This is a genomic window from Neobacillus ginsengisoli (assembly GCF_030813055.1).
Window position 1 is genome coordinate 48,334 of record NZ_JAUSTW010000009.1, and the last position, 22,243, is coordinate 70,576.

A 22,243-nucleotide genomic window follows, 5' to 3' on the forward strand; every position below is an offset into this window, starting at 1 on the left:
TACTTATAAAGTATATAATAAATAGCCCTGAAAAAAATCCAGGGCTATTTATTAATATATACTCTAGCTTAGGATTTAAGTTAAACTTGGCAAAACTTGTCCATCGCTCATTTTAATTATATGATCAGCAAATGAAAGCATTTCTTCGTCATGTGTAACCATTAAGGTAGTGATGTTTAGCGTTTTAGTTAAATCTCGGATTAACAACATAACATCTTTAGACCTTTTTGAATCTAAACTTGCAGTTGGTTCATCTGCGAAAAGAACCTTTGGTTTATGGATAATTGCACGAGCAATTGCAACCCGCTGCTTTTCCCCACCAGATAATGAAGATGGATAGGCATTTTTTCGATGATCCATTTCAACTAATTTTAGTATTTTGTCAATTTCTTTATTTTGTTCACGTTTCCTTATTTTAGATTCTGATACATCGAGCATTAGCATCAGTTGCTCTTCTACTGTGAGAAAAGGAACCAAATGTGCAAATTGAAAGACAAAACCAAATTTACTTGCCCGTATTTTTCGAACTTGTTCTGAATTCATGGTAGTCATATTTTTCCCTTCGAATATTACTTTCCCATCTGATGCTGGTTGAAGTCCTGCTGCTATTGTTAGGAGTGTACTTTTACCAGAACCAGAAGCTCCCACTAATGCAGTTAACTCACCTTCTCTAAGAGAAAGATTGACTCCTTTTAGGATTTCTTCCTTCAATTCTCCATTTGTAAAGGATTTTTTAACTTCATCTATTGTAAATATTGTCATATTAAACCTCTCCTTGTTGTATAGCTTGTAATGGTTCTACTTTTTTTATTTGTATTCCTGAAAGTGTAGCTCCTATAAATCCGATTATGAGAAATACTAGCGACAATTGCAAAGATGCTTCAGCGGTTAAACTAAACGGCATTCCTTTAGGTACAATCATATTAAAAGCTCGACTTAATGCAACCGATAGACCAAGTGCAATAACAGTAATAAAAACCATTTGTGTCCACATCATTTTAAATAATGTACTTGTTTTTACTCCTATTGCTTTTAGAATACCGTATAAACCAATTTTTTGAACATTCATCATGTAGAAAAAGATAGCAAATAACATTCCACTAATGACAACTAAAAACCAAACAATCATATTTAGGGACATCTGTTCTGCGTTATAACTCGGAATTGTATTGAGGAACTTTTTCTTCGAAAATGATTGTAATCCAGTGATTACTTGTGTTAAATCTTCTCCCGGTATGAAAACCAGTTGCATTTCATCTACCCGGTAAATTTCTTTGTAGTCCTCCATACTGATAAAAGCAACAGGTGCATGGCTGAATTTTTTTTGATCCACAAAACCTTTTACAGTAAACTTTCCACTATATTGATTATTACTTAAGGTATCTCCAATTTTTATACCCTTATCTTCCATAGAGCGATCTAATACGATTTCTCCTTTTTTGACATTTATAAACAACTTTGAATCGGTCGATGTAACAAATGCAACACTACGTTGCTTACCATCGCTATCATTCAAAAATCCCATTTGAATTGAAAATGCAACAGCATCCTTTTGTTTATTTAAAATTTTATCTTGGACACCGCTATCAATTCTTGAGAGGTTATAGCTTTGATCAGCATCTTTAGTCATATAAAATTGTCCATTGGGTAAATCTTTAATTAATGCAGCATTGTCTTGTGACAATCCATTTGCCAAACCTGATATTATAAACGTTAATAAACTAACGAGAAAAACAATGGACCCTAAAATAAAAAATCTTGCTTTATTTTTCTTTATTTCTTTCCAAGCAATGTTCATCTTTCATTTCCTCCAATCTCTTTTTGACATCCTTAGTGTAAAATCAGATTATGAACGGAAGATGAACAGTACATTACATTTAAAATGAATTTGAAATGATTTTGAGTTGCGATTTCATATTGAGTGGTATTTACCTATGGATATGAAAAATCTAAGACTTATTTTTAGAAGATAAATATCAAAATTAAAGAACCTCTTCTTCAACAAACCTGCCCTGTTAGTCTGACTCCAACAACCACGGTGCACCACAGAATGTCGCTCCATAACGGGAAGCACTCATGGCAGATTAATCCTAATTCTGATTGTTGCACCAGCCTCCAATTTACTAGCCTAGAAGGGAAGATTCTTCGCTATGGACTACTTAAAGCTAGTTTCATTCCAGATCGGAACCAAGTTTGGCGTTATATAGAAAATTCCTAATTGGAATAATAATTGGTATATAAAAACACAAAAAACTCGTCCAGTTTTTGGCGAGTTTTTTTAATTATATTTTGTTCTTAGACCAAAAATTTTTTCTTCAGCTCAAAGAACCCGTTATCCATCAATGCATCCTAGATCTCCGCTACAGAGGATGGAATAATATGAGGAATTCCTTGTTCAATTAATCTGCAAACTGCCCGTTAGCATAACAAGAACAAGGATCGCCGCAGCGACCGCATTCTTCAGCTCTTGCACCCTTTAGTTTAAGTACATTCCTTCACAATCTCACTTTTGCATAGAACCGTCCCTTGCTTCCCAATAAACTTTATTTATTCTGTACACTGAGTTTACAAGGCTTTAATAGTCAGATGATATGATTGGTTTACCAACGATGAGGAGGCAGTATAAATGAATGTGCGTGCAATATTTATTGATATGGATGGTACACTACTAAAAGCCTCAAACAACATTTCCCTCCGAAATATGGAAGCCATTTATAGGCTCATTAATCAGGGAGTCAAGGTTTTTCTAGCTACTGGTCGACACTATGAAGTAACCGCTCCCTACCATAAAGAAATTGGATTACGAACTCCTATGATCTGTTTGAATGGTGCCGCTATTCACGATGCAGAGACAGGAAGAGCTATGCAAATGAAAACCGTCCGACTGAACGAAGAACGATTCCACCATCTGACCGCTGAAAATTCTTGTAATGTTATTATCCATACAGCAAATGGGCTTTATTGTAAGGAAACAAATGAAGAAATCGAATATTGGACAAAAGTTGGGCAAATTCCGCCACGGTATATTGGAGATTTAAGACAAGCAAATTATCAAGATGTTCTTAAATATAGTGTTCGAACAGGTGCACCAAGTCATGAATTATCCGCTTTGTTTAAAAAGGAAGCAGAAGTCATCAATTGGAATGACGGGTTTGAAATGGTTGCTCCTAATGTTTCCAAATGGTCTGCTATAAAAAGCTTACTTCGCGCATTTCGAATTAGTCCAAATGAAGTCGTAGCCATTGGAGACGGACCCAATGATATAGAAATGCTTCGTCATGTCGGTACTGGTGTGGCAATGGGGAACGCTAGCGAAGAGGTTAAAGCAGCTGCTGATTTTGTTACAGGACACCACGAAAATGATGGATTAGCTGAGTTTATAGAACGTTATCTTCATAAATCATATGAATCAGATGTGATTTAGGGTTATTTTAAAATAACTTTTTGTAATAAAAAAATGACAGGTGTGATCTATTTCATAGATTCATACCTGTCATTTTTTATCATCAATATTTTATAATCAGATATCAGATAATGATTTATGTATTTGTACACTTTCTTCATCGTTCATTTTTCCATCTATAATTCTTTCCCCGTTGTCAATAGCTTCATCACGTACTCTGTTCATAAATATTTAACTAAAAAAATCAAGACTTTTTTTCGCCCATTAAATCTTCCCTTTCTTACTTCTTAATACCTTAAATTATAGGATTCCTTATTCAGCTATCCTGCTTCGTTAATCGAATAAGAAAAAGGGTCTGCCGCAGCAACCTGATTTTTCAACGAAAGCCCCCTTTACTATAAGTGAAATTCGCTCAAATCCTCGGGATATATCTAGTGTTTTTTTGTAAATAATAAGATTGTTAAACAATAAATTGAGGAGGACTTGTATGCAACAGGATCAACAAGCTAAAGAGAGTTTTGGTTCAATTATGAAACCAGAATTTGCCGGAACTGATGCACAAAAAGTAAAACAAGAAATTCAAAAAGATGTAAGCGAAGGACAAGGGGCAATGACTTCCCGAGAGGCAGGAGCAATGCGCGATTAAAAAACCACTCTGAGTGGTTTTTTATTTTTCGACTTAAAAATTAAACACTTTACATCTCTCATTTCGATTTGATGGAGATGCTGCAAATTTAATGATTAAGCACGGTTGGTTTGAAAGACCACCTCAAGCGATTGACTACCTACCCTTTCAACTTAACATTACCTTTCTTGACTTGTAGGACGAATAATCATCTCATTAATTGCTACATCAGAAGGTTGTTCAATTGCAAAAGCAATGGCACGGGCGGTTTACGGTAGGAGTTACTTCATTATGAATAATCAAATCAATCAGACGATCGTTCTGGAAGTTACTCACTCCGATTGCCCTAATTTTCCCCTCATGGTACAATTTCTCCATCGCAAGCCAAGAACCATACACATCGCCAAATGGCTGATGAATTAAATACAAATCCAAATAATCCAGTTGCAGTCTATCCAGAGATTTTTTAAATGCTTTCTTTGTACGTTCATAGCCTGTATCCTGAACCCACAATTTCGTAGTAATAAACAGTTCCTCTCTTGGCACTCCGCTCCGTTTGATCGCTCTTCCGACCGCTTCTTCATTTAGATAAGAGGCAGCGGTATCAATCAATCTATAGCCTGACATAATCGCGTCGGAAACAGCTTGTTCACATTCATTTTCATCTCGGATTTGAAAAACTCCAAAGCCGAGTATCGGCATTTCAACTCCATTGTTCAAAATAACTTTTTGCATAAAAAACTCCTCCTAATTTTTGAAAATAAAGTGTATGTTATTTGCTCACTCTTTTTGCGTAATCAGAACCTGCCGGATAACGATCTCCCACAACTTCGATTTTCGAGAGCGCGTTGTTCAAGTCACTGAGTTCCTCAGTAGTCAGTTCAACGTCTACAGCGCCAATATTTTCTTCCAGTCTCTCCAATTTACGAGTACCGGGAATCGGAACAATCCATGACATCTGGGCAAGTACCCATGCAAGCGCGATTTGAGCCGGTGTTGCGTTTTTCTCGGCAGCAACCCTCTTTATCAATTCCACTAAAACCTGATTTGCCTCAAGATTCTCCGATTGGAAACGAGGCTGCTTGCTGCGAAAGTCGTCGCTACCAAATGTTGTATACTTATCAATGGTTCCAGTAAGGAATCCCTTGCCCAGTGGGGCAAATGGCACAAAACCAATTTCGAGTTCTTTAAGAGTAGGCAGCAGTTCATTTTCAGGGCTTCTCCACATCATTGAGTATTCACTTTCAACCGCAGTAAGTGGCTGAACCGCATGTGCACGACGAATTGATTCCACCCCTGCTTCAGAAAGTCCCCAATCTCTGATCTTACCTTCCTTGATTAGGTCTTGTATTACTCCAGCCACTTCTTCTATTGGCACATTTGGGTCAACACGATGCTGATAATAGAGGTCAATCGTTTCGATTTTAAGCCGTTTGAGCGAACCTTCCACCGATTTTCTAATAACCTCCGGTTTGCTATCAAGCACCTGCTTACCATCCACCATTTTTATTCCAAATTTAGTAGCGCGCGAATAGTTTCTTTTATACGGTTTCGTTTCATGAAGTCTATATTAAGTCTTGGCGTTCCTGTACAGTTTTATTTTACCTAATCAAAGAAGCTCTGTAATTAGCGTAGTACGCCAAAATATTGGTTTAAGCCGACAAATTAAACAGTGTAAAATCTTCTTGGAAAATCATGCCTTCTTAACTCTAGCCTCCATTAGGTTAAGTGAATTCAGTCACAAATCAACTATAGATTCCTATCTAACAAAATCCCCACTTGTTCTGCCACGACTTGAGGTGGAACAGATATTTCATTCGTGAAATACGATTCAGTTATCCCTACAATTACTAATCTGCTCTGTTAGTTTAAGTACAAACCTTCACAATCTTATCTAAATTTCAAAATAGAAATCCCATTTTCTTGAGAGAAGCCTTTGCTCAACGCGAGCAAAAGTTATTTTTTACGAGTTCTTTCTATTATATATTGGTACTCTTCAGTTTTAATTCGTACTCCTTAACTAACTTATAAAAAGTTGTCTTTTTAATCCCTATTTCCTCCATCGCCTTCACAGCTGTCATCTCTCCCAATTTCCATCGATTGTAGACTTGTTAAAATTCTTCTGCAATGGTTGATTTCGGTCTTGCAAAAGCTACTCCATTTTTAAATGCGACATCAATACCTCCACGCTGCCGTTTCCAAATTCGATTGCGTTCGTCTTCTGCCATCCAAGAAAGAAATTGTAAAACCAGATCGGCAATGGAAGTACCTAGACTCCTAAAAACGCTCTTAAAAGTATGTAAATGTTAATGAACAATAAAGTGTGTTTCTTTTTGTTGCTCTCTCAAGCTACCAATTATAAATGTTTGAGTAGTCCGAAAATGATTAGTATAATAGAAAAAAGGTCAAGGAGTTGGTTTCTTATGGAAAAGAATTTCCTTGTTTTTAGAGATGAAATTAGGTAGTACCAATTTTATCTTGTGATGGGTTTTTAACGATAAACCCAGGTCATATTGAAAGGAGCGTCTTCAAATGAAATGGAATCGTTTTTTAAAAGGGGCCGCAATGGCTGCTGTTCTACTTATTGCATTATTCGTAAGAAATTCCGGTATCGCCATGGCCGGAGCGAATGATGATAGTATTAATGAAAAGTATGGTCTGCCGGTTGTTGTGTATGGGGAAGCTTTATCTCCTGCACAAAAAGAGGAAGTCAGAAAGCTATTAGATGTAACAGATACAAGCAAGGTAAAGGAAATTACCGTAACTGGAAAGGATCTCGTTACTTACATTAAAGGGGACCCGAACTCCAATATGTATTCTTCTGCTAAAATAACGAAGAAGGATCCAGGTACAGGGATTGTCATTAATATCGTCACACCTGAAAATATTACAGAAGTAACGAGTGATATGTATTCAAATGCATTGCTGACTGCGGGTGTTAAGGATGCAGTCGTTAATGTCGCTTCTCCAGTAAAAGTCAGCGGACATTCCGCGCTTGTTGGGATATATAAGGCATATGATGCTGGAACTGGAACAACGCTAAATAAGGATCGCACCGAAGTAGCAAATGAAGAATTGAACCTGGCGACTAATTTAGCGAAAAAAGAAGGATTGGATTCTGGTAAAGTTACTCAGCTGCTAACAGAGATTAAACAAGAGATTGCCGCTCAAAATCCGGCAACAAAAGAAGACATTGCCAACATCATTGATGATAAGTTAAAATCACTAAATATCAGCTTAAGCCCAAAGGATCGCCAGCTCTTGATAGACTTATTTGATAAAATGCGCCACTTGAATATCAATTTTGATAATGTCAAATCACAGCTTGGTAATCTTTCACAGGAGATCAAGCACCAAATTGAAAATACCATTGGGGACAAGAACTTCCTCCAAAAAGTAGCTGATTTCTTCAAACAGTTGATTGATAGTATCAAAAGTTTGTTTTCTTAACGGATAGTTGAATGCTAGAGGAAACAGCAGGCGATGAGTTGCCTGCTGTTTTTTAATAGTTTCTTTCAATTACAAAATGGGCAATATCACCACGATAAATGGTTTTGAGTATTCCAAGATTGTTCCGTCACCTAGGTAGGCTAAAGTATTTCTGTTAGAGATTTATAATTAACTTTAAGTGCTAAGGTTCACAAGCTTTTTATTGTAGAGAGCTTTTTGGAAAATGAACATATTTCACTAGATTAAAAAAGAATATCAGATACTCTAATTTAGCGTCTGACATTCGGATCACAATTCAATTATGACTATTTTCTCAAGGTTTTTAATGCACCGCTCCATGCGATAACATTGAAACTGAGCTTGATATTCTTGTTGGAAGGAGAAAGCCTGTTATTCTTTTTCATATTTTTCAATATGGAACTTTACGTTTTAGTGAACTACAACGCTTAATTCCTGAAATAACTAAAAAGATGCTTACTACACAACTAGGAAATTAGAATATCACGACATTATAAATCGTAGGGTCTATGCACAAATTCCGTCAAAGGTTGACTATTCAATTACTGAATATGGAAAAGGATTAATGCCACTTTTGGAGTCAATGCATAAATGGGGGTTAGCACATTTACAGCCTTAAATGAGCTTTACCATTAAGCTATATAACAGTGGAATAGGTAAAGCACCAATTCAGTGCTTTTTTCCTTAAAACGGTAGGATATTGTGAAAAATACTTATTGGAAAAAGCAATCAAAGGGTCGGACTTTTTTCCTGCTGGGAAATTTTAAAGCTAGGGCTTCAGGGGAGTCCGAACCAAAATACTTTTCAACCTCAAATGTTGACTTGACGCCAATCTTATCGTAATTTTCCTTGATCCATGAATCAGCATTTTTTCGGCCGAAGTCACGCAAGTAAATGAGATAATCCCATGAAACATTCAATTTGCTTGAACCATCTAAATTGTTCAAACCTTCACCTGTATTAATAAAGTGAATATTGACTTTCTCTAATTGACCATTGTAATCAAATCCATGATCGACAAGTCTATTTAACGAATTGATGACGCGTATTTCACGCATTAAACTAGCGTTAAAACCGATGTTGGTTGCACGATCAACAATGTCATGAGCATTTGTCGGCAGCTTGGGGTAATTGGTCGGTGCAATTTGAATAACCATTAAATCATTACAATCATGCTCCCATAGCAGTGGGAAAAGAGAAGGATTCCCTACATAACCTCCATCCCAGTAATGCTCTCCATTGATTTCAACAGCTTTAGAGATTTGCGGCAAGCACGCTGAGGCTAAGACGGTGGCGACTGTAATTTCATGGGTATCAAACACTTTAACTTGTGAGGTCCTCACATTAGTAGCAGATAAGAAAAGCTTTATTTTCTGATTGTTACGGACCTTATCAAAATCAATCGTCTCATTCAGTGTATTCTTAAGCGGATTAAAATCGAAAGGATTGAGCTGATAAGGGGAGAGGAATGAAGTGATGATTCCCCATGATTCATAGAGTGGGTTGAAATCCATATTACCAGGACTCACCATTTTATCCAACCATGTCGGTTGAAAAGGAGAAAACATTCCCGATTCAGAATTTTTACGCCAAAATAAGTCGAGCTTCTCTCGCGCCGTTTGCCTATTTCCAATCGTCAATCCATAGGCCAATACGGTTGCGTTAACCGCCCCTGCACTCGTACCTGATACAGCCACAACTTCCAAGTTTTCTTCTTCAAGCAATCGATCGAGAACTCCCCATGTAAAAGCTCCATGCGCCCCTCCGCCCTGTAAGGCTAAGAGAATCTTCTTTTTTTTCATATTTTTTCTCCTCCTTAAAATAATTGGATAATTATATAGAAATATTTTATAACGAATAATTTCGATTGAGTGTGAAGTTTTTGTTTCTTCCCCTTTACTTTCGTTGGTTCCTTCCTTTTAGAAAGGAGAAATTATCATACTAACTTATGGGGAAAGCAAAGAGCCGCTGTTTAAAGGGATGGATCTAACGAATGTTTATTTAACAATGCCTTGTTGTTTTTGACATCCATAAAAACCGAACGCTGCCAAGTTGATATAGACCGAGTAGTTTTGAAGGTGTCTAAACGTGTAATTTTTTTTATCACCTTTGAAATGGTAATTTTATAGCCTTATAGTCATATATAAATTGTTTCAGCATAAAGGCGAGTGCAAATGAGGTAATAATATAGGGTGTTACAGTTAGTATTCCAGCTATTATAAGCGTACATTTTTGGATTACAACTTCCCCCTCATTTGGAGCAATTGAAGAATGAAATTCCCACTGAGGAGTTCCGCTTTTGAATTCTTCATCATTATGTTGAACAAAAAAGACAGGGACGTTAGCAGAACGTGCCTTATTAATTAAGTCCTGAAGATTTCTAAGAAGTGTTCTCCTTCATAAATCGGATTAGATTTGTCAAACATGGTATTTTGAATAACCAACAATGCAGTCTTTTGCATTTTTACTCCTCCTCTTCACTTAAAATATTAAAAGTATTCGATATTATTTAACAAAAAACCTCCCACTTATTGTTTTAACGGCATTACATTATTAGGGATTTTAAACTTTATCTTAAATATAATCAATCTTCATTTCCCCAACACAATTAAAATGAACTTTATTTCGTTAACTTGAAGTTCGAAATCACTTTTTTAATTTTTCCAAAGATACACCATCTTTACTGGTAATAACGTTCATAATATGCTAGTTTTTCTTCAACTGCTTACGTTAACTAAACATGATAGCTTGGTTAAATGAACTCATAACATTAATGGTGAATTCTAAAAGAATAAAAAGAATCCTTCCATCTTTACCACTTCACCCGTCTTTTAGGTGAGTTTTTACAATTTTTCTAAAAGAGGGTAAATTATTTTTTCCCAAAAATTTTTATAGAAATGAGGAATGTGAGAGGAAAATTTTCATCTCTCTTATTCAACTCCGTTAGTGCAATAAAAAAGGCACTAATCTTTTAGATTAATGCATCTGTTAGTTGACTAGCACCTCTTTAATTGCCCCATTATTCTCGTATAGTTCATTATGTGTGTAACATTATTTATTGATTTTATTTATAATGTCCTGACCGTATTGATTAGTTACATAGAAAAAGGTGTAGTGGTGACCTTCTTTTAAATGGGTAAAATACCAATGATTATATGTTTGGAATACCTTATAGCCTTGCTGTGTTTTTGCTTCAAAGGAATGTGAATCCGCCCAGCCGGTAAAGGTACCACTGATTGGCTTATGAACCGTAACAACATTTTTCACGGGTAAAGAATTTGCTGCAGCTGCTGGATGGCTATTAGCCAATAACGCTCCTGCCAACCCCAAAGATAAAACTGCCTTCTTAAGTATATTCATTGTATCCCCCCTAGATAAATAAATTTTAAATGTCAAATATCATATTTTGAACTATTTCTTCAGAGGTTCTTAATTTCCCTTTTATTTGTTCGATTTGTTTTTATATTGTAATAATTGTTACGTATGTTCGTATGCCATGCCTTTTTATAAAAATCCTTCACTCCCCCACACTCCTTTTGTTACGCAATTTTGGTCAAATGCGACATAAAAGAGAAAAAAATATCATCTCTTTCTTCAACTGCCTCGTTAGCTGAACAAAAAGGTTCCTTATCACCGCACTTGTAAAAGAATTTCAAAATCAACTCAAAGAAACCTGCTACCACTAACACTGCTTCCAAATACTGTTAGCATACCTAGTACCACGACTGGTAGTGGCACAGAGTATTTTGCTAATTGTACGGAGCTTAGAAAGAAGTATCCAAACGGTGTTCCAAAAGGCCACCCCGCCTATCAAGATAAAATGGACCGGGACAAAGCTGGCTTTGCTTGTGAAAGATAACAAAAAAAAGCGATGAGATTATTTTCTCGTCGCTTTTCCTTTTATACTGAGTCATCTTAAATTTATTAAACTCAAGCACCCGTTAGTTCCTTAACGCTCTTCTGACTTTCCTTGCAAAAACTAATGGATCATCAACAGCTTCGATATTAACGTAAATCAAATTAGGATTATCAAAAAGCCACTCATTGTGTATGGATGAAACTATTATTCCTTGTTTAAGAATGGAAGCAACAAAATTCTCGACTTCTTTTTGCAAGAGTGCTACCCTACCTAGGCACAATGCTCGTCCTGTCTGATTATTTCTTGATTCAAATGAGAAAGAAGAGGTTACTCTGAAACGTTTTTCTAAAATTATTACTTGTATTTCATTTCTATTTATGGTTGCCACGCATTTTCCTCCCGCAAATCCCTCCTGTCCGCCGATAATTCTAGCAAACTCTTGACAAATTAATTCATCATTAGACACCATCTATTCATCTCCTCACTAGTATTACTAGGATATGAATAAATGAATAGATCCGAAACGGACATGCAACTATTTTGTAATAATAATTTACGATGTTCATGACAGATAGGTAAGGGTTTGGCGTTACCCCCCCCTTTTCCCCAGCTAGCACCGTACATGCGGTAGAGTAGGCATCCAGCGAGTTACTACCGAAGGTAGCACTTTTCCAAGTACCTCTCCCAGAACCGAGCGTGCAAGTTTCCTATGCACTCGGCTCGCCAGTAATTAGTTTCAGTGATTTTCTTCCCATTATAAGTACCTGTATGGAATTTCCATAATTACATCAGTAAATGTAGACGAAACACCAAACATGCTTGCAAAATATGGATTTAGATATAAGTTATTACGATATAGAATAAGAGAATGATCGATTATGGGTGGCCAAAATTCTTGTGGAACTAAATTTCGTAATTGAAACTAGCACTTAAGGACAAACCTCATATAAATATTTAAATATAGAAATGAAAATCGGCTTCAAATTTACATTTAATATTTACATATTTCATAAATTAAAGTACCAATAAATGGAGGTACTAAAATGACTTTTTACTCGGATGATCGTGATCATGGAATCGATGTCTCGAGAAAATCAGCAACAAATAAAACTAGCTTAATCAATAAGGGTTTTTATCAACAAATGAATTGGGAAAAATTAAAAACAGAACAAAAATTGGCTAGTCAGAATATCGTAGTTCATGTTCCTTTACCTGTCATTTATCGAAAACCCAATTGTTACAATTTTAATTCCGTTTGTCATAATCTTATCCTCCTAAAAAGTTTAATAGTTCCATATAAATCTACAAAATCCTGGAGCGTGTACTAAATTCACCATGAATTTAGCGTAATTCTAAAACTCCCCTACCACATTCTAAAAATACTTAAATCTACAATTGACTTGATATAAACAAAAATATATAGTGAGTATTATACTAACTACTAATAAAAGAAGTTCCAAAGGAGTCAAAATGGATGAGATTATCAAAGAATTACAAAAATTAGGTTTCTCTCAATATGAATGCAAGGCATATATAAATTTGTTGAAAAATTCACCTATGACAGGGTATGAGGTCAGTAAGCGGTCTGGCGTACCACGTTCTATGATCTATGAAGTTCTAGGGAAACTTTTAGATAAAGGGGCCATTTATACTGTCCCTTCTGAACCCGTGAGATACGTTCCTCTTCCGGCAGAAGAGTTAATCCAGCGATTACGTAAAAATTTTAATGAATCCTTTAATTTTCTTGAGACTAGCTTAAAGAAATTAGAAAATGAAAGGGATACCGATGTCATTTGGCGTTTGAAAAGTGACGAGCATGTAATGGCTGAAATCGTGGATATCATTAATAAAGCAAATGAAGAAGTTTGGATGTCCATTTGGAACCCACAGGCATCCTCAGTCAAGGATTTAATCGAAAAACGAGTTCAAGAGGGAATCAAAGTTTTTTCCATGCTTTTTTCAGAACCAGAAAAGCAACTTGGGGTTACCTTTCATCACAATTACATGGCACCGGAAATCACTGAAAAACGGATGGGTGGCCGTTTAACCATTGTTGTTCGGGATCATGAAGAAGTTTTAATTGCTCAATTTGCCCCTAATACAATTTCTTGGGCAGTAAAGACCACAGACCCCGCTCTCGTTTTAGTCGCCATTGAATATATTCGACATGATATTGCTTTTGGAGAGCTAACTAAAATAGTAGGAGAAGATAAGGTTCAATCCTTTTGGAAAAATGATCCAGATTTGTACTATGTGGTTACAGGAAAACGGTTCGAATAAGGGGCCGTATTTTCTTTCATTATTTTATAGTAGTTTGAAAAATAACTCCTAGAAATAGAAAAAAGGAGGAAAAGGAGGAAAAAAAGGAAGAGTTTAAAATGACATTGAATCGTGATTATTACAACTAGAAGGAGCAATTTAGATGCAACAAAAAATATCGTTTTCAACCTATGTAGTCATCGGAACAATGCTTTTCGGAATGTATTTTGGTGCGGGAAATTTGATTTTTCCTATCCAATTAGGACAACTTGCTGGAACAAACTTTTGGCCAGCATTAACTGGCTTTTTAGTAACAGCCATCGGGCTGCCATTTTTAGGAATATTGGCGATTGGTCTTTCCGGAAGTAACGGACTTCGTGAATTAGCAAGTAGAGTCCATCCGCTATTTAGTGTGGTCTTTGCCATTGCTCTTTACTTAACAATTGGACCATTTTTCGCCATTCCACGTACAGCAACAGTACCATTTGTAGTCGGTTTTGAACCGTACATAAATCCGGTGCATGCTAGCTTATGGCTAGGACTCTTTAGCTTCGTATTCTTTGCCATTGTTTACTATTTCTCACTAAATCCTGCAAGAGTTATGGATTATATTGGAAAATATTTAACACCTGCATTTCTAGTCTTTCTGTTTATATTAATTGTAACTGCCATCGTCAAGCCAATGGGTCATTTCGGGGAACCTTCAGGGGACTATATTAAGCTTGCATTCATTACAGGTTTTAAAGAGGGCTATAATACAATGGATGCCCTTGCATCACTCGCATTTGGTATTGTTGTCATTAATGCCATTAAGGGACAAGGCATCACTAACACAAATGATATAGCCAAAGTAACATGGAAATCTGGCATTTTCGCGATGGCTTTAATGATGCTGATATACGGACTTATTACGTATATGGGGGCAACGAGCATACTGGTTATAGGATCATTTGATAATGGTGGTCAGATTTTTGCAGCAGTTGCTCAGCACTATTTTGGATCGTTCGGCACGATACTGCTGGCAATTATTATTGTACTTGCTTGTTTAAAAACAAGCATTGGTCTTATTACATCATGTAGTGAATTTTTCCATAATATATTTCCTAAAATTAGTTATAAATGGTTTGTACGAATATTATGTATCGTTTCATTTACAATCGCAAACTTCGGCTTAAACAATATCATTCAATTCGCAGTGCCAGTATTAATGTTCCTTTATCCGCTAGCAATTGTTCTTATTCTATTGACCCTATGCTCGCCATTATTTAATAATAAACATAGCGTTTATGTAGGCTCCATGTTGCTAGCATTCTTTGTAAGTTTCTTCGACGGCTACAGCACATTAGTCGCTAATTTACCAAATGCCACTGTCTCATTATTCGATTCCATTAAAGCGTTCTACATGGATTACCTACCACTTTACGGCATTGGTCTTGGCTGGATTTTACCCGCTTTAATTGGAGCAATCATCGGCTGTTTTTGGCCAAAGGGTGATTTGAGAAATATTAGTAGAAAACACCAACCAGAACTGTAGAGTTTTCCCTACAGTTCTTTTTTCGTAATTGCTTCCGCCATTGAACCGACTCCGATAAATACTAATTTTTATATTTCACGTACCTCCTCTAATAGTTAAGTAGTGAATTTGGAGATTTTTCATTTTTTCAAATAAACTATATATATCTGTAGTCTAAAAGTTCCACTTAGAAATTAATTCTAATTATTTATTGTTCCTTCTTCAACTCCCCTTTTTTAAACAAAATACATGCCATAAGGACTACTCTGAGCTATAACTCTTGCACCACTTAAACAAGTTCTTCAAGTTCAATAAAATAATGATCCTTACGGTAAGACACTGCCTCCATGGTTGCTATCAGATTTTGCTTATGATAAATGTCGATTCGATAGAATCCTGTACGATAGTTTCGTTTAATTTCTGTTGCACGGGCTACTATCTTGTCTCCGGGTTTAGCTGATTCAATAAACTGGATTGTTGTCGAGAGACCTAATGATGTTTTTCCATATGCATTACAGGCTACGGAAAAAGCATGATCTGCTAAAGCATAAATAACTGCCCCGTGAACAGTTCCATATGCATTTACCATATGGCTTTGCACTTCTAGCATTGCTTCTGCAAAACCAGCCTCAAATTTTGTTAACTGAATGCCTAACGACTGAGCATACGGATCGTTTTTTACTTGCTTATAAATTTGTTCGTAGTGTTTTTCATAAATTTGAAACTCATCAATTTTCTTCTTCACTAATACCTACCCCTTTAATTTATTGGACATTTTACTCCTACCCACATTTAGATAAGGAATGGTAATAGGAGATGAAGCACTAGTCATTACCAATGTGATTAAAAAACCAATTGCACCAAAATCATGTAGACAATCGTTCCCCCTGCTATAGAGAGCAGCATCTTTTTCTTCTAAAAGTGAAGCAGTGCAACTATCGCTACCGCAATAAATTCGGGGATACCGTGACTTCCAGATAGTAAACTCACATCCTTAAAACAATAAACGACCAAAAGTCCAATTACCGCCGATGGCAGCACTTTACCGAGATACTGTACATAATTCGGTGTGGGTTTACCTGATGGGAAAACAATGAATGGAAGAAACCTTGTAAGCATTGTTCCTAAAACCACCATTGCAATCGTAATAATCTGTTGCGTTAAATTCATAGTCATGTGGTGCTAACCTCAACTTTCTCCAATGGCTTTCTAAGTAGGGTAAGTACTCCCAAAATTACAAACATAGCAGGGAGAATGAAATTGTTTCCACCGAAAATCATTAGGCTGGCAGTTGAAAGCCCAAGCCCTACGAGAGCACTATGGTGCTTTTTCTCTTTCATCCACTGTTCTATGAAGATTACAACAAAGAGAGCTGTCATAACAAAATCGAGTCCTTCAGTGTTGAACTTAACAAGCGATCCAAAAATACCACCAATCGTTGCTCCTATGACCCAATAGGAATGATTGAGCAGTGTAACAAAGAGCATAAACCAGCCCTTGTCTACATTCTTCGGTACATCAACGGTACAATTAATAGAAAAAGACTCATCGCAAAGCCCATAAATCATATCCGATTATCAGCAGCCAATGTTCCATTTACTTCCAGAACAAAGCGTTTATATTTGTGGCACCTCTAAGTCAATATGTTCTGGAATAAGAGTTGCCTATATGGTCTATGGGGATGCATTACGTGAGAAAATTTTGCAGGCAATTTTTAACATCAATGTAAAAACCTCTTCTTTAGATGCAGAGGTTATCACAGAGCTTATCTTATCTGGGAAGGCACATGAAATTGTTTCTCAAAAGAAACAGCTTGCACAGTCTGCAAATGATATTTATTCGGAATATTTTCCTTTAAGAAAGAATGTTGGAAATCCTCTTAGTTTTTATCGCTGGCTTCCAATTCAAGAACATAACGATGCGTTACAGTTAGAAACAGATTTGAAAATGCTCGGTATTCGAGTTTTTCATTCTGATCGTTTTCTAAGCGGGCAGACCACCCCTGATAAGTATTTGCGTATTGCACTTTCTTCTACAAACTCATTAGAGGAGTTAAAAATAGGAATAAAAATATTAAAACAGTATCTCAACTAATTGATAAAAAATACAACATTATTTAGCAAAAGCCCCAAAAAAAATAAAAAGCTTGAAAGATCAAGCTTTTTATCTTGGGAGAGCGTCATTTTTTGAAACTCGTATTATGTCGATAGGAAGGTATTTTTTAAGAATCTATTCTATTAAGTCTTCAAATTTTTAAAAGCGAGTTGGCTAATCAATACCACTGAACATTTAATAGTAGCTATTTGCTGTACACGATCAACCTTGCTTATTAATAAAAAATTGAATATCGGTTTGATGAACCAAGGTCTCATCGATTAATTTTGTCTAGTTAAAAGATGATTAATCATGTTTTGTTACATACTTCATTATTATTAATATGATTTACTAGATAAGCTCATTGCAGAACATATTAACGAAATGCGGTTAATATGCGAATCCACATCCGAAGCAGAATATAAAGATGCGAATCTGCCTTGGTTCGAATACCTTGAAAGTCATTATTTATTCTTTTCGACGATGTTAGCCAGTAAAGGAGCCCCTTCTTTTCGTAGTCAGTTTCTTGAGTTTCTCATCGAAGAGTTCAAGGATGAAGTGAATATAACAAAAGGAAAAAATAAAGGATTAAATGAAGATGTTATTCTTCAATTTATTGTGACGACTTACGTAGGGATAGTGGAATGGTGGATCACGAATGAAATGCCTTATCCACCTCATGTCATGGCAGACCAAGTGGGGATTTTGTTAGAGAGGAATTTATAGTTAATTACTATGAAAAACCTACATCATTTTAGCGCGGAAGAAGAGGATGAATCCTCTTGAAAGATGCTTTAATTAGTAATATTGTCTCTTAATATTTAATGAATATGCTGATTGTGAAGGATTGTACTGATATGAACCGCTAATGCAACAATTAAGATGTAGTTAAGATTTTTAATGAAAAATTAACTTGTCAGTTTACTAGTTTCCATGTAGAATTAAGTCGATTTTACTATTAAGTAAGTCGTATTTACTATTAAATTTTAAAGGAGATGTGGCATGGAACTTCAAACTACTGATACTGCCTACGTTTCGCGCCAAAACCGAAAACCAAATCCAAAACCAAAACGCAAACGTATTTGGCGTATATTTTTAACGATCTGTTTAATCCTCGTCTTAGGTGGAGGCGGGTTTTTATATGGTACAAACCAAGGACTGCAAATGCGGAGGATGCTATTAGGGACAGTATTTTCAACTTATCATCCGCAATATGAAAAATTTATGAGACTTTTACTTCCGCAATCGGAAATCGATGCGTTGTATAATGCTAGAAATCACCCGCAAACGGTTCAAACAACAATTGCTCAGGCACAACAGGATAATCAAACCACAGTTAAAACCGGAACAACAGAAAACATCCAAGTGGATACGATTACTACTGCCAATTATACGGCGAAGGTTATGATCATTCCTGATCCCACTACCGTTCACATGGTTGGAACAAAGTTTGCAACCAAAGGGCAGCCCCTTTCCGATTTAATCAAAGAAAATAACGGAGTTGCAGGGATTAACGCAGGTGGATTTTTTGACCCAAGCGGCCGAGGCTCCGGTGGTGAAATGATTGGCATTGTTATAAGTAACGGCAACATCCTATCTGTTCCTTCGGGCGGTAAAAACGTGCCATCACTGGTTGGCGGATTCCTAAAGGATGGTCAATTTATTACCGGGAATTATTCAGCTAGTCAATTGTTAAAGCTTGGCGTAACAGATGCTGTAAGTTTTGGCCCGCAGCTCATTGTTAACGGTGAAAATCGTGTATCATCTACCGTTGATGGAGCTTGGGGTTGGGCACCTCGTACAGCTATCGGACAAGAGAAAAACGGAAGTATCGTAATGATTATTACCGATGGCCGTTTTTATTGGGATAAAACCCACCGTGGTGCCTCTATGTCGGATATGGCTCATATGTTTGAAAAATACAATGTTACAAATGCAATAGCGATGGATGGCGGCGGCTCCACTACAATGATCAAGGATGGAGAACTGCTTTTAAAACCGGCAACAAGCACCTCTGTCGGCATGCGCTACTTGCCAAATGCTTGGGTTGTCATCCCACACTAAACAAAAATACACCTTCCAGCATGGAGGGTGTATTTTTGTTATTTCCCGATTATTAAAAATGTATTCTTACCTTCAAATTAATCCCCCATCCGAAAAAAATGGGGCATCTGTCACAAAAATCCCCAAAATTTAAGAAGGAATTTGTCGATTTTAGAGGAATAAAGTAATGGAGTTAAAAAAAAGGAGGAAAAAAATGAAGAAATTTTTGTCGGTATTATGTGTAAGCTTATTCGTCTTATTAATGTTTGGCACTCCAGGTAATTCAGTAAAAGCGGCCGGTAATTCCGCAAATAGTGTTGTACCAGCAACATTAGATTGCGGTTGCAATGTTACACCACTTGTTGGCACGGAAAAGTATAAAATCATCGCTTCTATCGTCCTTAGTGAAGAGTTTGTAAAAATGCTAATGGATGCCAATAAAAATGGTTATAAATGGGATAAATCTGAGGATATCCAGGTAATTAAGAATAATAAAACAGGTGATATATTAGTTGGTTTTCCATTTGTTAAAAAAGGAATTGTAGAAATGTTCGCATTTTTGGATGGAAAATACGTTGGTCATCACCCACTGTATTAAAAGATTTCACGAATTTCCAGTATTAGTTTTCAAAATCCGCAAAATTTTTAAAACTGAGCAAATTCCGACATTTTTTAACTACCTAGATATACCAACCCCTTCTCCGCTTTTTTCTGTTACACTTCTTAAGTGGATAAAAATTGGGGAGGAAAGTAACCTATGAATAAACGTAATCTCCTCCTTGGATTGGTTATTGCGACTACCTTTATTGGAGGATTTTTTTCAGGAGTTTTATTTACCACTAACAACGGGCAGCAAGATCGTTCTAAAACGATAAAAATAAAACAACAACCTTCTTCAGCAATAAAGCCCAAGCAAAAAGCAATTCCGAAGTTGAACCAAGAAACATCCAAAGTTCTAATCGGTTATGTTCAGGATTATCGTGATCCAAATGTTGTTGATTATTCCAAGTTAACACATGTTATTTTTTCCTTTGCCCATCCTAAAGTGGACGGCGGGATTTTGCTAAACGGAGACTCAGCTTTAAAAAACCTTCGAGCTGTGGTAATAAAAGCAAAGAAATACAACACAAAAGTAATGTTAGCCGTGGGTGGATGGTATAACATCCAAGGCGGGGAATCGTATAAATATTTCAAAACAGCCATTTCCATTCCTGCATCTAGAACCAAGCTTTCCAATGAACTTGCAGGCATAGCAGATCGTGAAAAACTGGATGGAATTGACATCGATTTTGAATACCCGCGGACTACAGTCGATGCTCAAAATTTAACTGCTTTCACCAAACAGTTAAGCGGAATGCTCCACTCTAAAGGTAAGGAGCTATCCATGGCTGTTTATTCTAAAATAAATGCCGCAACAGGAACTGAAATGGCGGCTGTAAAGTATGAACCCTCGATGTTTCAGCTTGTCGATCATGTGAATATTATGGCCTATGACGGTCAATGGGATGGTAAATATGATGCAGCTAATCTATCTCCGTATCCATTTGCTGAGAAAATCGTAAACTATTGGTCTCACCTGTTTGAGACTCATAATCTACCAAAAGATAAGCTTGTTTTAGGTGTTCCCCTTTATGCCCAGCCAGAAAATCAAGCCATTAAGCAGGCATCATACGGGGCAATTATTAATCAAAACCCGGCTAATGCCGAAAGTGATACTGTAACCATGAATGGCACCATCTACCATTATAATGGCGAAGCCACCATGAGAAAGAAAACAAAACTTGCTCTTGATAATGGATTTGGCGGAATGATGATGTGGGAAGCAGGACAAGATGCCAAAGGATCAAATAGTATTACGGAGACGATTGCTGCAGCACTTAAAGATTCAGCAAGCCAATATGCAGTAAAAGCCGCAAAATAAAAAAAGGCTGTACACTCCCGGTTGCTTAGCGTGTACAGCCTTTTTCTTATACCGTTGTTTTTTCGCCAATTGCCAGTAATCTTTCCTTTACCTCTTCATTACTTAAACCATGTTGAGCAACATAGCGGTTCCGAGGATGCACCCCGCACTCATGGGAACAACTGCGTAAATGCTTATGTTCGTTTTCCTCAGAGCAAAGAATTTTTTTATTACATTCGGGATTTGCACAGTTTACATAACGTTCACATGGCTCACCACTGAAATAATCTTTCCCTACGATTACGTTCTCTTTACGATTAATAGGAACACTGATTCGCTCATCAAAAACATAAAGCTGTCCATCCCATAATTCACCCTGGACTTCAGGATCTTTACCGTACGTAACAATACCGCCATCTAATTGTGACACATCTTCAAATCCTTCTTGAAGTAACCAGCCCGAAAATTTTTCACATCGGATTCCGCCTGTACAATAAGTGAGAATCTTTTTCCCTTCAAAATCCTCCTTATTTTCCCTTATCCATTGCGGCAAGTCACGGAAGTTCAAAATATCCGGCCGTACTGAACCTCTAAAATGGCCTAAATCATATTCATAATCATTACGGGCATCGATGAGAACTGTGTTTTCTTCTTGCATAGCCTCGAAAAATTCCTTCGGTTTTAAATGCTTTCCTGTTTGCACATTCGGATCGACATCATCTTCTAAACGCAAAGTAACTAGCTCAGTCCGAAAACGGACGCGCATTTTTTTGAAAGCATGCTCTGATGCTTCATCAATTTTAAATATCGTATTAGAAAACAGTGGATGTTCATTCATATATTTCATATAGGTATCGGTCTGTTCAACTGTTCCTGAGACAGTCCCATTAATTCCTTCTGCTGCAATAATAATTCGGCCTTTTAAGCCTAATTTAGTGCAAAATTCTAAATGTTGTTTTGTAACCTCTTCGGGATTCTCAATCTTTACATATTTATAATATAATAATACACGATATTCTTGATCCATCTTTACCACACCTTCTATATAATAAAGCATAAAGAAACCTTTATACTCAAAA

At 36.5% G+C, this 22,243-nt stretch carries 17 protein-coding genes and 10 pseudogenes; 13 read left to right on the forward strand and 14 right to left on the reverse strand.

The window, feature by feature from the left end:
• Nucleotides 1-75: 75 nt before the first annotated feature.
• The gene (locus tag J2S10_RS22360) at nucleotides 76-762 is read right to left on the reverse strand and encodes an ABC transporter ATP-binding protein (protein ID WP_307412531.1); all 687 of its coding nucleotides are present in this window, start codon (nucleotides 760-762) and stop codon (nucleotides 76-78) included.
• A gap of 1 nt (nucleotide 763) precedes the next feature.
• A complete protein-coding gene (locus tag J2S10_RS22365) occupies nucleotides 764-1,798 on the reverse strand; it encodes an ABC transporter permease (RefSeq protein ID WP_307412533.1) in 1,035 nt (344 codons plus the stop codon).
• A gap of 828 nt (nucleotides 1,799-2,626) precedes the next feature.
• Between J2S10_RS22365 and J2S10_RS22370 the strand changes: the two genes are divergently transcribed.
• Nucleotides 2,627-3,424, forward strand: coding sequence for an HAD family hydrolase (locus tag J2S10_RS22370; protein WP_307412535.1), 798 nt, complete (start codon nucleotides 2,627-2,629; stop codon nucleotides 3,422-3,424).
• A 466-nt stretch (nucleotides 3,425-3,890) separates the two neighbouring features.
• On the forward strand, nucleotides 3,891-4,049 hold the full coding sequence (locus tag J2S10_RS22375) for a hypothetical protein (protein ID WP_307412536.1): 159 nt from the start codon (nucleotides 3,891-3,893) through the stop codon (nucleotides 4,047-4,049).
• Nucleotides 4,050-4,207: 158 nt separating this feature from the next.
• On the opposite strand, the pseudogene J2S10_RS22380 reads toward J2S10_RS22375, so the two are convergent.
• The 4 pseudogenes from J2S10_RS22380 to J2S10_RS22395 all read right to left on the reverse strand — a co-directional run.
• Nucleotides 4,208-4,294: pseudogene (locus J2S10_RS22380) on the reverse strand (oxidoreductase); the annotation flags it as partial.
• A pseudogene (locus J2S10_RS22385) lies at nucleotides 4,275-4,763 on the reverse strand (aldo/keto reductase); the annotation flags it as partial. The pseudogenes J2S10_RS22380 and J2S10_RS22385, both read right to left, overlap by 20 nt.
• Nucleotides 4,764-4,800: 37 nt before the next feature.
• Nucleotides 4,801-5,541: pseudogene (locus J2S10_RS22390) on the reverse strand (aldo/keto reductase); the annotation flags it as partial.
• Nucleotides 5,542-6,007: 466 nt separating this feature from the next.
• Nucleotides 6,008-6,304 (reverse strand): annotated as a pseudogene (locus J2S10_RS22395) (recombinase family protein); the annotation flags it as partial.
• 256 nt (nucleotides 6,305-6,560) lie between these two features.
• Here J2S10_RS22395 and J2S10_RS22400 point away from each other — a divergent pair.
• Together J2S10_RS22400 and J2S10_RS22405 are read left to right on the forward strand one after the other, a co-directional pair.
• A complete protein-coding gene (locus J2S10_RS22400; protein WP_307412538.1) occupies nucleotides 6,561-7,478 on the forward strand; it encodes a DUF1002 domain-containing protein in 918 nt (305 codons plus the stop codon).
• A 404-nt stretch (nucleotides 7,479-7,882) separates the two neighbouring features.
• Nucleotides 7,883-8,115: pseudogene (locus tag J2S10_RS22405) on the forward strand (winged helix-turn-helix transcriptional regulator).
• A gap of 94 nt (nucleotides 8,116-8,209) precedes the next feature.
• Here J2S10_RS22405 and J2S10_RS22410 read toward each other — a convergent pair.
• The 3 genes from J2S10_RS22410 to J2S10_RS22415 all read right to left on the reverse strand — a co-directional run bounded on the left by J2S10_RS22410 (nucleotide 8,210) and on the right by J2S10_RS22415 (nucleotide 10,856).
• Nucleotides 8,210-9,298 (reverse strand): patatin-like phospholipase family protein, encoded by a 1,089-nt coding sequence (locus tag J2S10_RS22410; RefSeq protein ID WP_307412541.1) that lies wholly within the window; start codon nucleotides 9,296-9,298, stop codon nucleotides 8,210-8,212.
• Between the two features lie 301 nt (nucleotides 9,299-9,599).
• Nucleotides 9,600-9,860 (reverse strand): isochorismatase family protein, encoded by a 261-nt coding sequence (locus tag J2S10_RS27530; RefSeq protein ID WP_370876269.1) that lies wholly within the window; start codon nucleotides 9,858-9,860, stop codon nucleotides 9,600-9,602.
• Between the two features lie 687 nt (nucleotides 9,861-10,547).
• A complete protein-coding gene (locus tag J2S10_RS22415) occupies nucleotides 10,548-10,856 on the reverse strand; it encodes a hypothetical protein (RefSeq protein ID WP_307412543.1) in 309 nt (102 codons plus the stop codon).
• 355 nt (nucleotides 10,857-11,211) lie between these two features.
• Between J2S10_RS22415 and J2S10_RS22420 the strand changes: the two are divergent.
• Nucleotides 11,212-11,355 (forward strand): annotated as a pseudogene (locus tag J2S10_RS22420) (excalibur calcium-binding domain-containing protein); the annotation flags it as partial.
• An 82-nt stretch (nucleotides 11,356-11,437) separates the two neighbouring features.
• On the opposite strand, the gene J2S10_RS22425 reads toward J2S10_RS22420, so the two are convergent.
• Nucleotides 11,438-11,824: a DUF1259 domain-containing protein gene (locus J2S10_RS22425; RefSeq protein ID WP_307412545.1), complete on the reverse strand. Its 387-nt coding sequence runs from the start codon at nucleotides 11,822-11,824 to the stop codon at nucleotides 11,438-11,440.
• A 574-nt stretch (nucleotides 11,825-12,398) separates the two neighbouring features.
• Between J2S10_RS22425 and J2S10_RS22430 the strand changes: the two genes are divergently transcribed.
• The 3 genes from J2S10_RS22430 to brnQ all read left to right on the forward strand — a co-directional run bounded on the left by J2S10_RS22430 (nucleotide 12,399) and on the right by brnQ (nucleotide 15,148).
• Nucleotides 12,399-12,683 (forward strand): hypothetical protein, encoded by a 285-nt coding sequence (locus J2S10_RS22430; protein ID WP_307412547.1) that lies wholly within the window; start codon nucleotides 12,399-12,401, stop codon nucleotides 12,681-12,683.
• A gap of 142 nt (nucleotides 12,684-12,825) precedes the next feature.
• The gene (locus tag J2S10_RS22435; RefSeq protein ID WP_307412549.1) at nucleotides 12,826-13,635 is read left to right on the forward strand and encodes a TrmB family transcriptional regulator; all 810 of its coding nucleotides are present in this window, start codon (nucleotides 12,826-12,828) and stop codon (nucleotides 13,633-13,635) included.
• Between the two features lie 142 nt (nucleotides 13,636-13,777).
• On the forward strand, nucleotides 13,778-15,148 hold the full coding sequence (gene brnQ, locus J2S10_RS22440) for a branched-chain amino acid transport system II carrier protein (protein ID WP_307412550.1): 1,371 nt from the start codon (nucleotides 13,778-13,780) through the stop codon (nucleotides 15,146-15,148).
• Nucleotides 15,149-15,416: 268 nt separating this feature from the next.
• Here the strand turns inward: brnQ and J2S10_RS22445 are convergent, their stop codons facing one another.
• The 3 genes and pseudogenes from J2S10_RS22445 to J2S10_RS22455 form a co-directional block, all read right to left on the reverse strand.
• Nucleotides 15,417-15,872 (reverse strand): PaaI family thioesterase, encoded by a 456-nt coding sequence (locus J2S10_RS22445; protein ID WP_307412553.1) that lies wholly within the window; start codon nucleotides 15,870-15,872, stop codon nucleotides 15,417-15,419.
• 98 nt (nucleotides 15,873-15,970) lie between these two features.
• A pseudogene (locus J2S10_RS22450) lies at nucleotides 15,971-16,303 on the reverse strand (branched-chain amino acid transporter permease).
• Nucleotides 16,300-16,695, reverse strand: a pseudogene (locus J2S10_RS22455) (AzlC family ABC transporter permease); the annotation flags it as partial. The pseudogenes J2S10_RS22450 and J2S10_RS22455, both read right to left, overlap by 4 nt.
• Between J2S10_RS22455 and J2S10_RS22460 the strand changes: the two are divergent.
• The 5 genes and pseudogenes from J2S10_RS22460 to J2S10_RS22480 form a co-directional block, all read left to right on the forward strand.
• Nucleotides 16,691-17,221 (forward strand): annotated as a pseudogene (locus J2S10_RS22460) (PLP-dependent aminotransferase family protein); the annotation flags it as partial. The pseudogenes J2S10_RS22455 and J2S10_RS22460 sit on opposite strands and share 5 nt — an antisense overlap.
• A 342-nt stretch (nucleotides 17,222-17,563) precedes the next feature.
• Nucleotides 17,564-17,947, forward strand: a pseudogene (locus tag J2S10_RS22465) (TetR-like C-terminal domain-containing protein); the annotation flags it as partial.
• Between the two features lie 276 nt (nucleotides 17,948-18,223).
• Nucleotides 18,224-19,285: a phosphodiester glycosidase family protein gene (locus tag J2S10_RS22470; RefSeq protein ID WP_307412556.1), complete on the forward strand. Its 1,062-nt coding sequence runs from the start codon at nucleotides 18,224-18,226 to the stop codon at nucleotides 19,283-19,285.
• Nucleotides 19,286-19,478: 193 nt separating this feature from the next.
• Nucleotides 19,479-19,862: a hypothetical protein gene (locus tag J2S10_RS22475; protein ID WP_307412557.1), complete on the forward strand. Its 384-nt coding sequence runs from the start codon at nucleotides 19,479-19,481 to the stop codon at nucleotides 19,860-19,862.
• A 159-nt stretch (nucleotides 19,863-20,021) separates the two neighbouring features.
• A complete protein-coding gene (locus J2S10_RS22480) occupies nucleotides 20,022-21,185 on the forward strand; it encodes a glycosyl hydrolase family 18 protein (protein WP_307412558.1) in 1,164 nt (387 codons plus the stop codon).
• A 46-nt stretch (nucleotides 21,186-21,231) separates the two neighbouring features.
• Here J2S10_RS22480 and trhO read toward each other — a convergent pair whose 3' ends face one another.
• Complete coding sequence (gene trhO, locus J2S10_RS22485) at nucleotides 21,232-22,191, reverse strand: oxygen-dependent tRNA uridine(34) hydroxylase TrhO (protein WP_307412560.1); 960 nt, start codon at nucleotides 22,189-22,191, stop codon at nucleotides 21,232-21,234.
• Nucleotides 22,192-22,243 lie beyond the last annotated feature (52 nt).

Excerpts from the sequence above, each read along its gene's own strand:
- J2S10_RS22365 (WP_307412533.1), bottom strand. The coding sequence starts at position 1,798 with ATGAACATTGCTTGGAAAGAAATAAAGAAAAATAAAGCAAGATTTTTT.
- J2S10_RS22470 (WP_307412556.1), top strand. The coding sequence starts at position 18,224 with ATGGAACTTCAAACTACTGATACTGCCTACGTTTCGCGCCAAAACCGA.
- J2S10_RS22475 (WP_307412557.1), top strand. The coding sequence starts at position 19,479 with ATGAAGAAATTTTTGTCGGTATTATGTGTAAGCTTATTCGTCTTATTA.
- J2S10_RS22430 (WP_307412547.1), top strand. The coding sequence starts at position 12,399 with ATGACTTTTTACTCGGATGATCGTGATCATGGAATCGATGTCTCGAGA.
- J2S10_RS22360 (WP_307412531.1), bottom strand. The coding sequence starts at position 762 with ATGACAATATTTACAATAGATGAAGTTAAAAAATCCTTTACAAATGGA.
- J2S10_RS22400 (WP_307412538.1), top strand. The coding sequence starts at position 6,561 with ATGAAATGGAATCGTTTTTTAAAAGGGGCCGCAATGGCTGCTGTTCTA.
- trhO (WP_307412560.1), bottom strand. The coding sequence starts at position 22,191 with ATGGATCAAGAATATCGTGTATTATTATATTATAAATATGTAAAGATT.
- J2S10_RS22375 (WP_307412536.1), top strand. The coding sequence starts at position 3,891 with ATGCAACAGGATCAACAAGCTAAAGAGAGTTTTGGTTCAATTATGAAA.
- J2S10_RS22425 (WP_307412545.1), bottom strand. The coding sequence starts at position 11,824 with ATGGTGTCTAATGATGAATTAATTTGTCAAGAGTTTGCTAGAATTATC.
- brnQ (WP_307412550.1), top strand. The coding sequence starts at position 13,778 with ATGCAACAAAAAATATCGTTTTCAACCTATGTAGTCATCGGAACAATG.
- J2S10_RS22370 (WP_307412535.1), top strand. The coding sequence starts at position 2,627 with ATGAATGTGCGTGCAATATTTATTGATATGGATGGTACACTACTAAAA.
- J2S10_RS22480 (WP_307412558.1), top strand. The coding sequence starts at position 20,022 with ATGAATAAACGTAATCTCCTCCTTGGATTGGTTATTGCGACTACCTTT.
- J2S10_RS22415 (WP_307412543.1), bottom strand. The coding sequence starts at position 10,856 with ATGAATATACTTAAGAAGGCAGTTTTATCTTTGGGGTTGGCAGGAGCG.
- J2S10_RS22435 (WP_307412549.1), top strand. The coding sequence starts at position 12,826 with ATGGATGAGATTATCAAAGAATTACAAAAATTAGGTTTCTCTCAATAT.
- J2S10_RS22410 (WP_307412541.1), bottom strand. The coding sequence starts at position 9,298 with ATGAAAAAAAAGAAGATTCTCTTAGCCTTACAGGGCGGAGGGGCGCAT.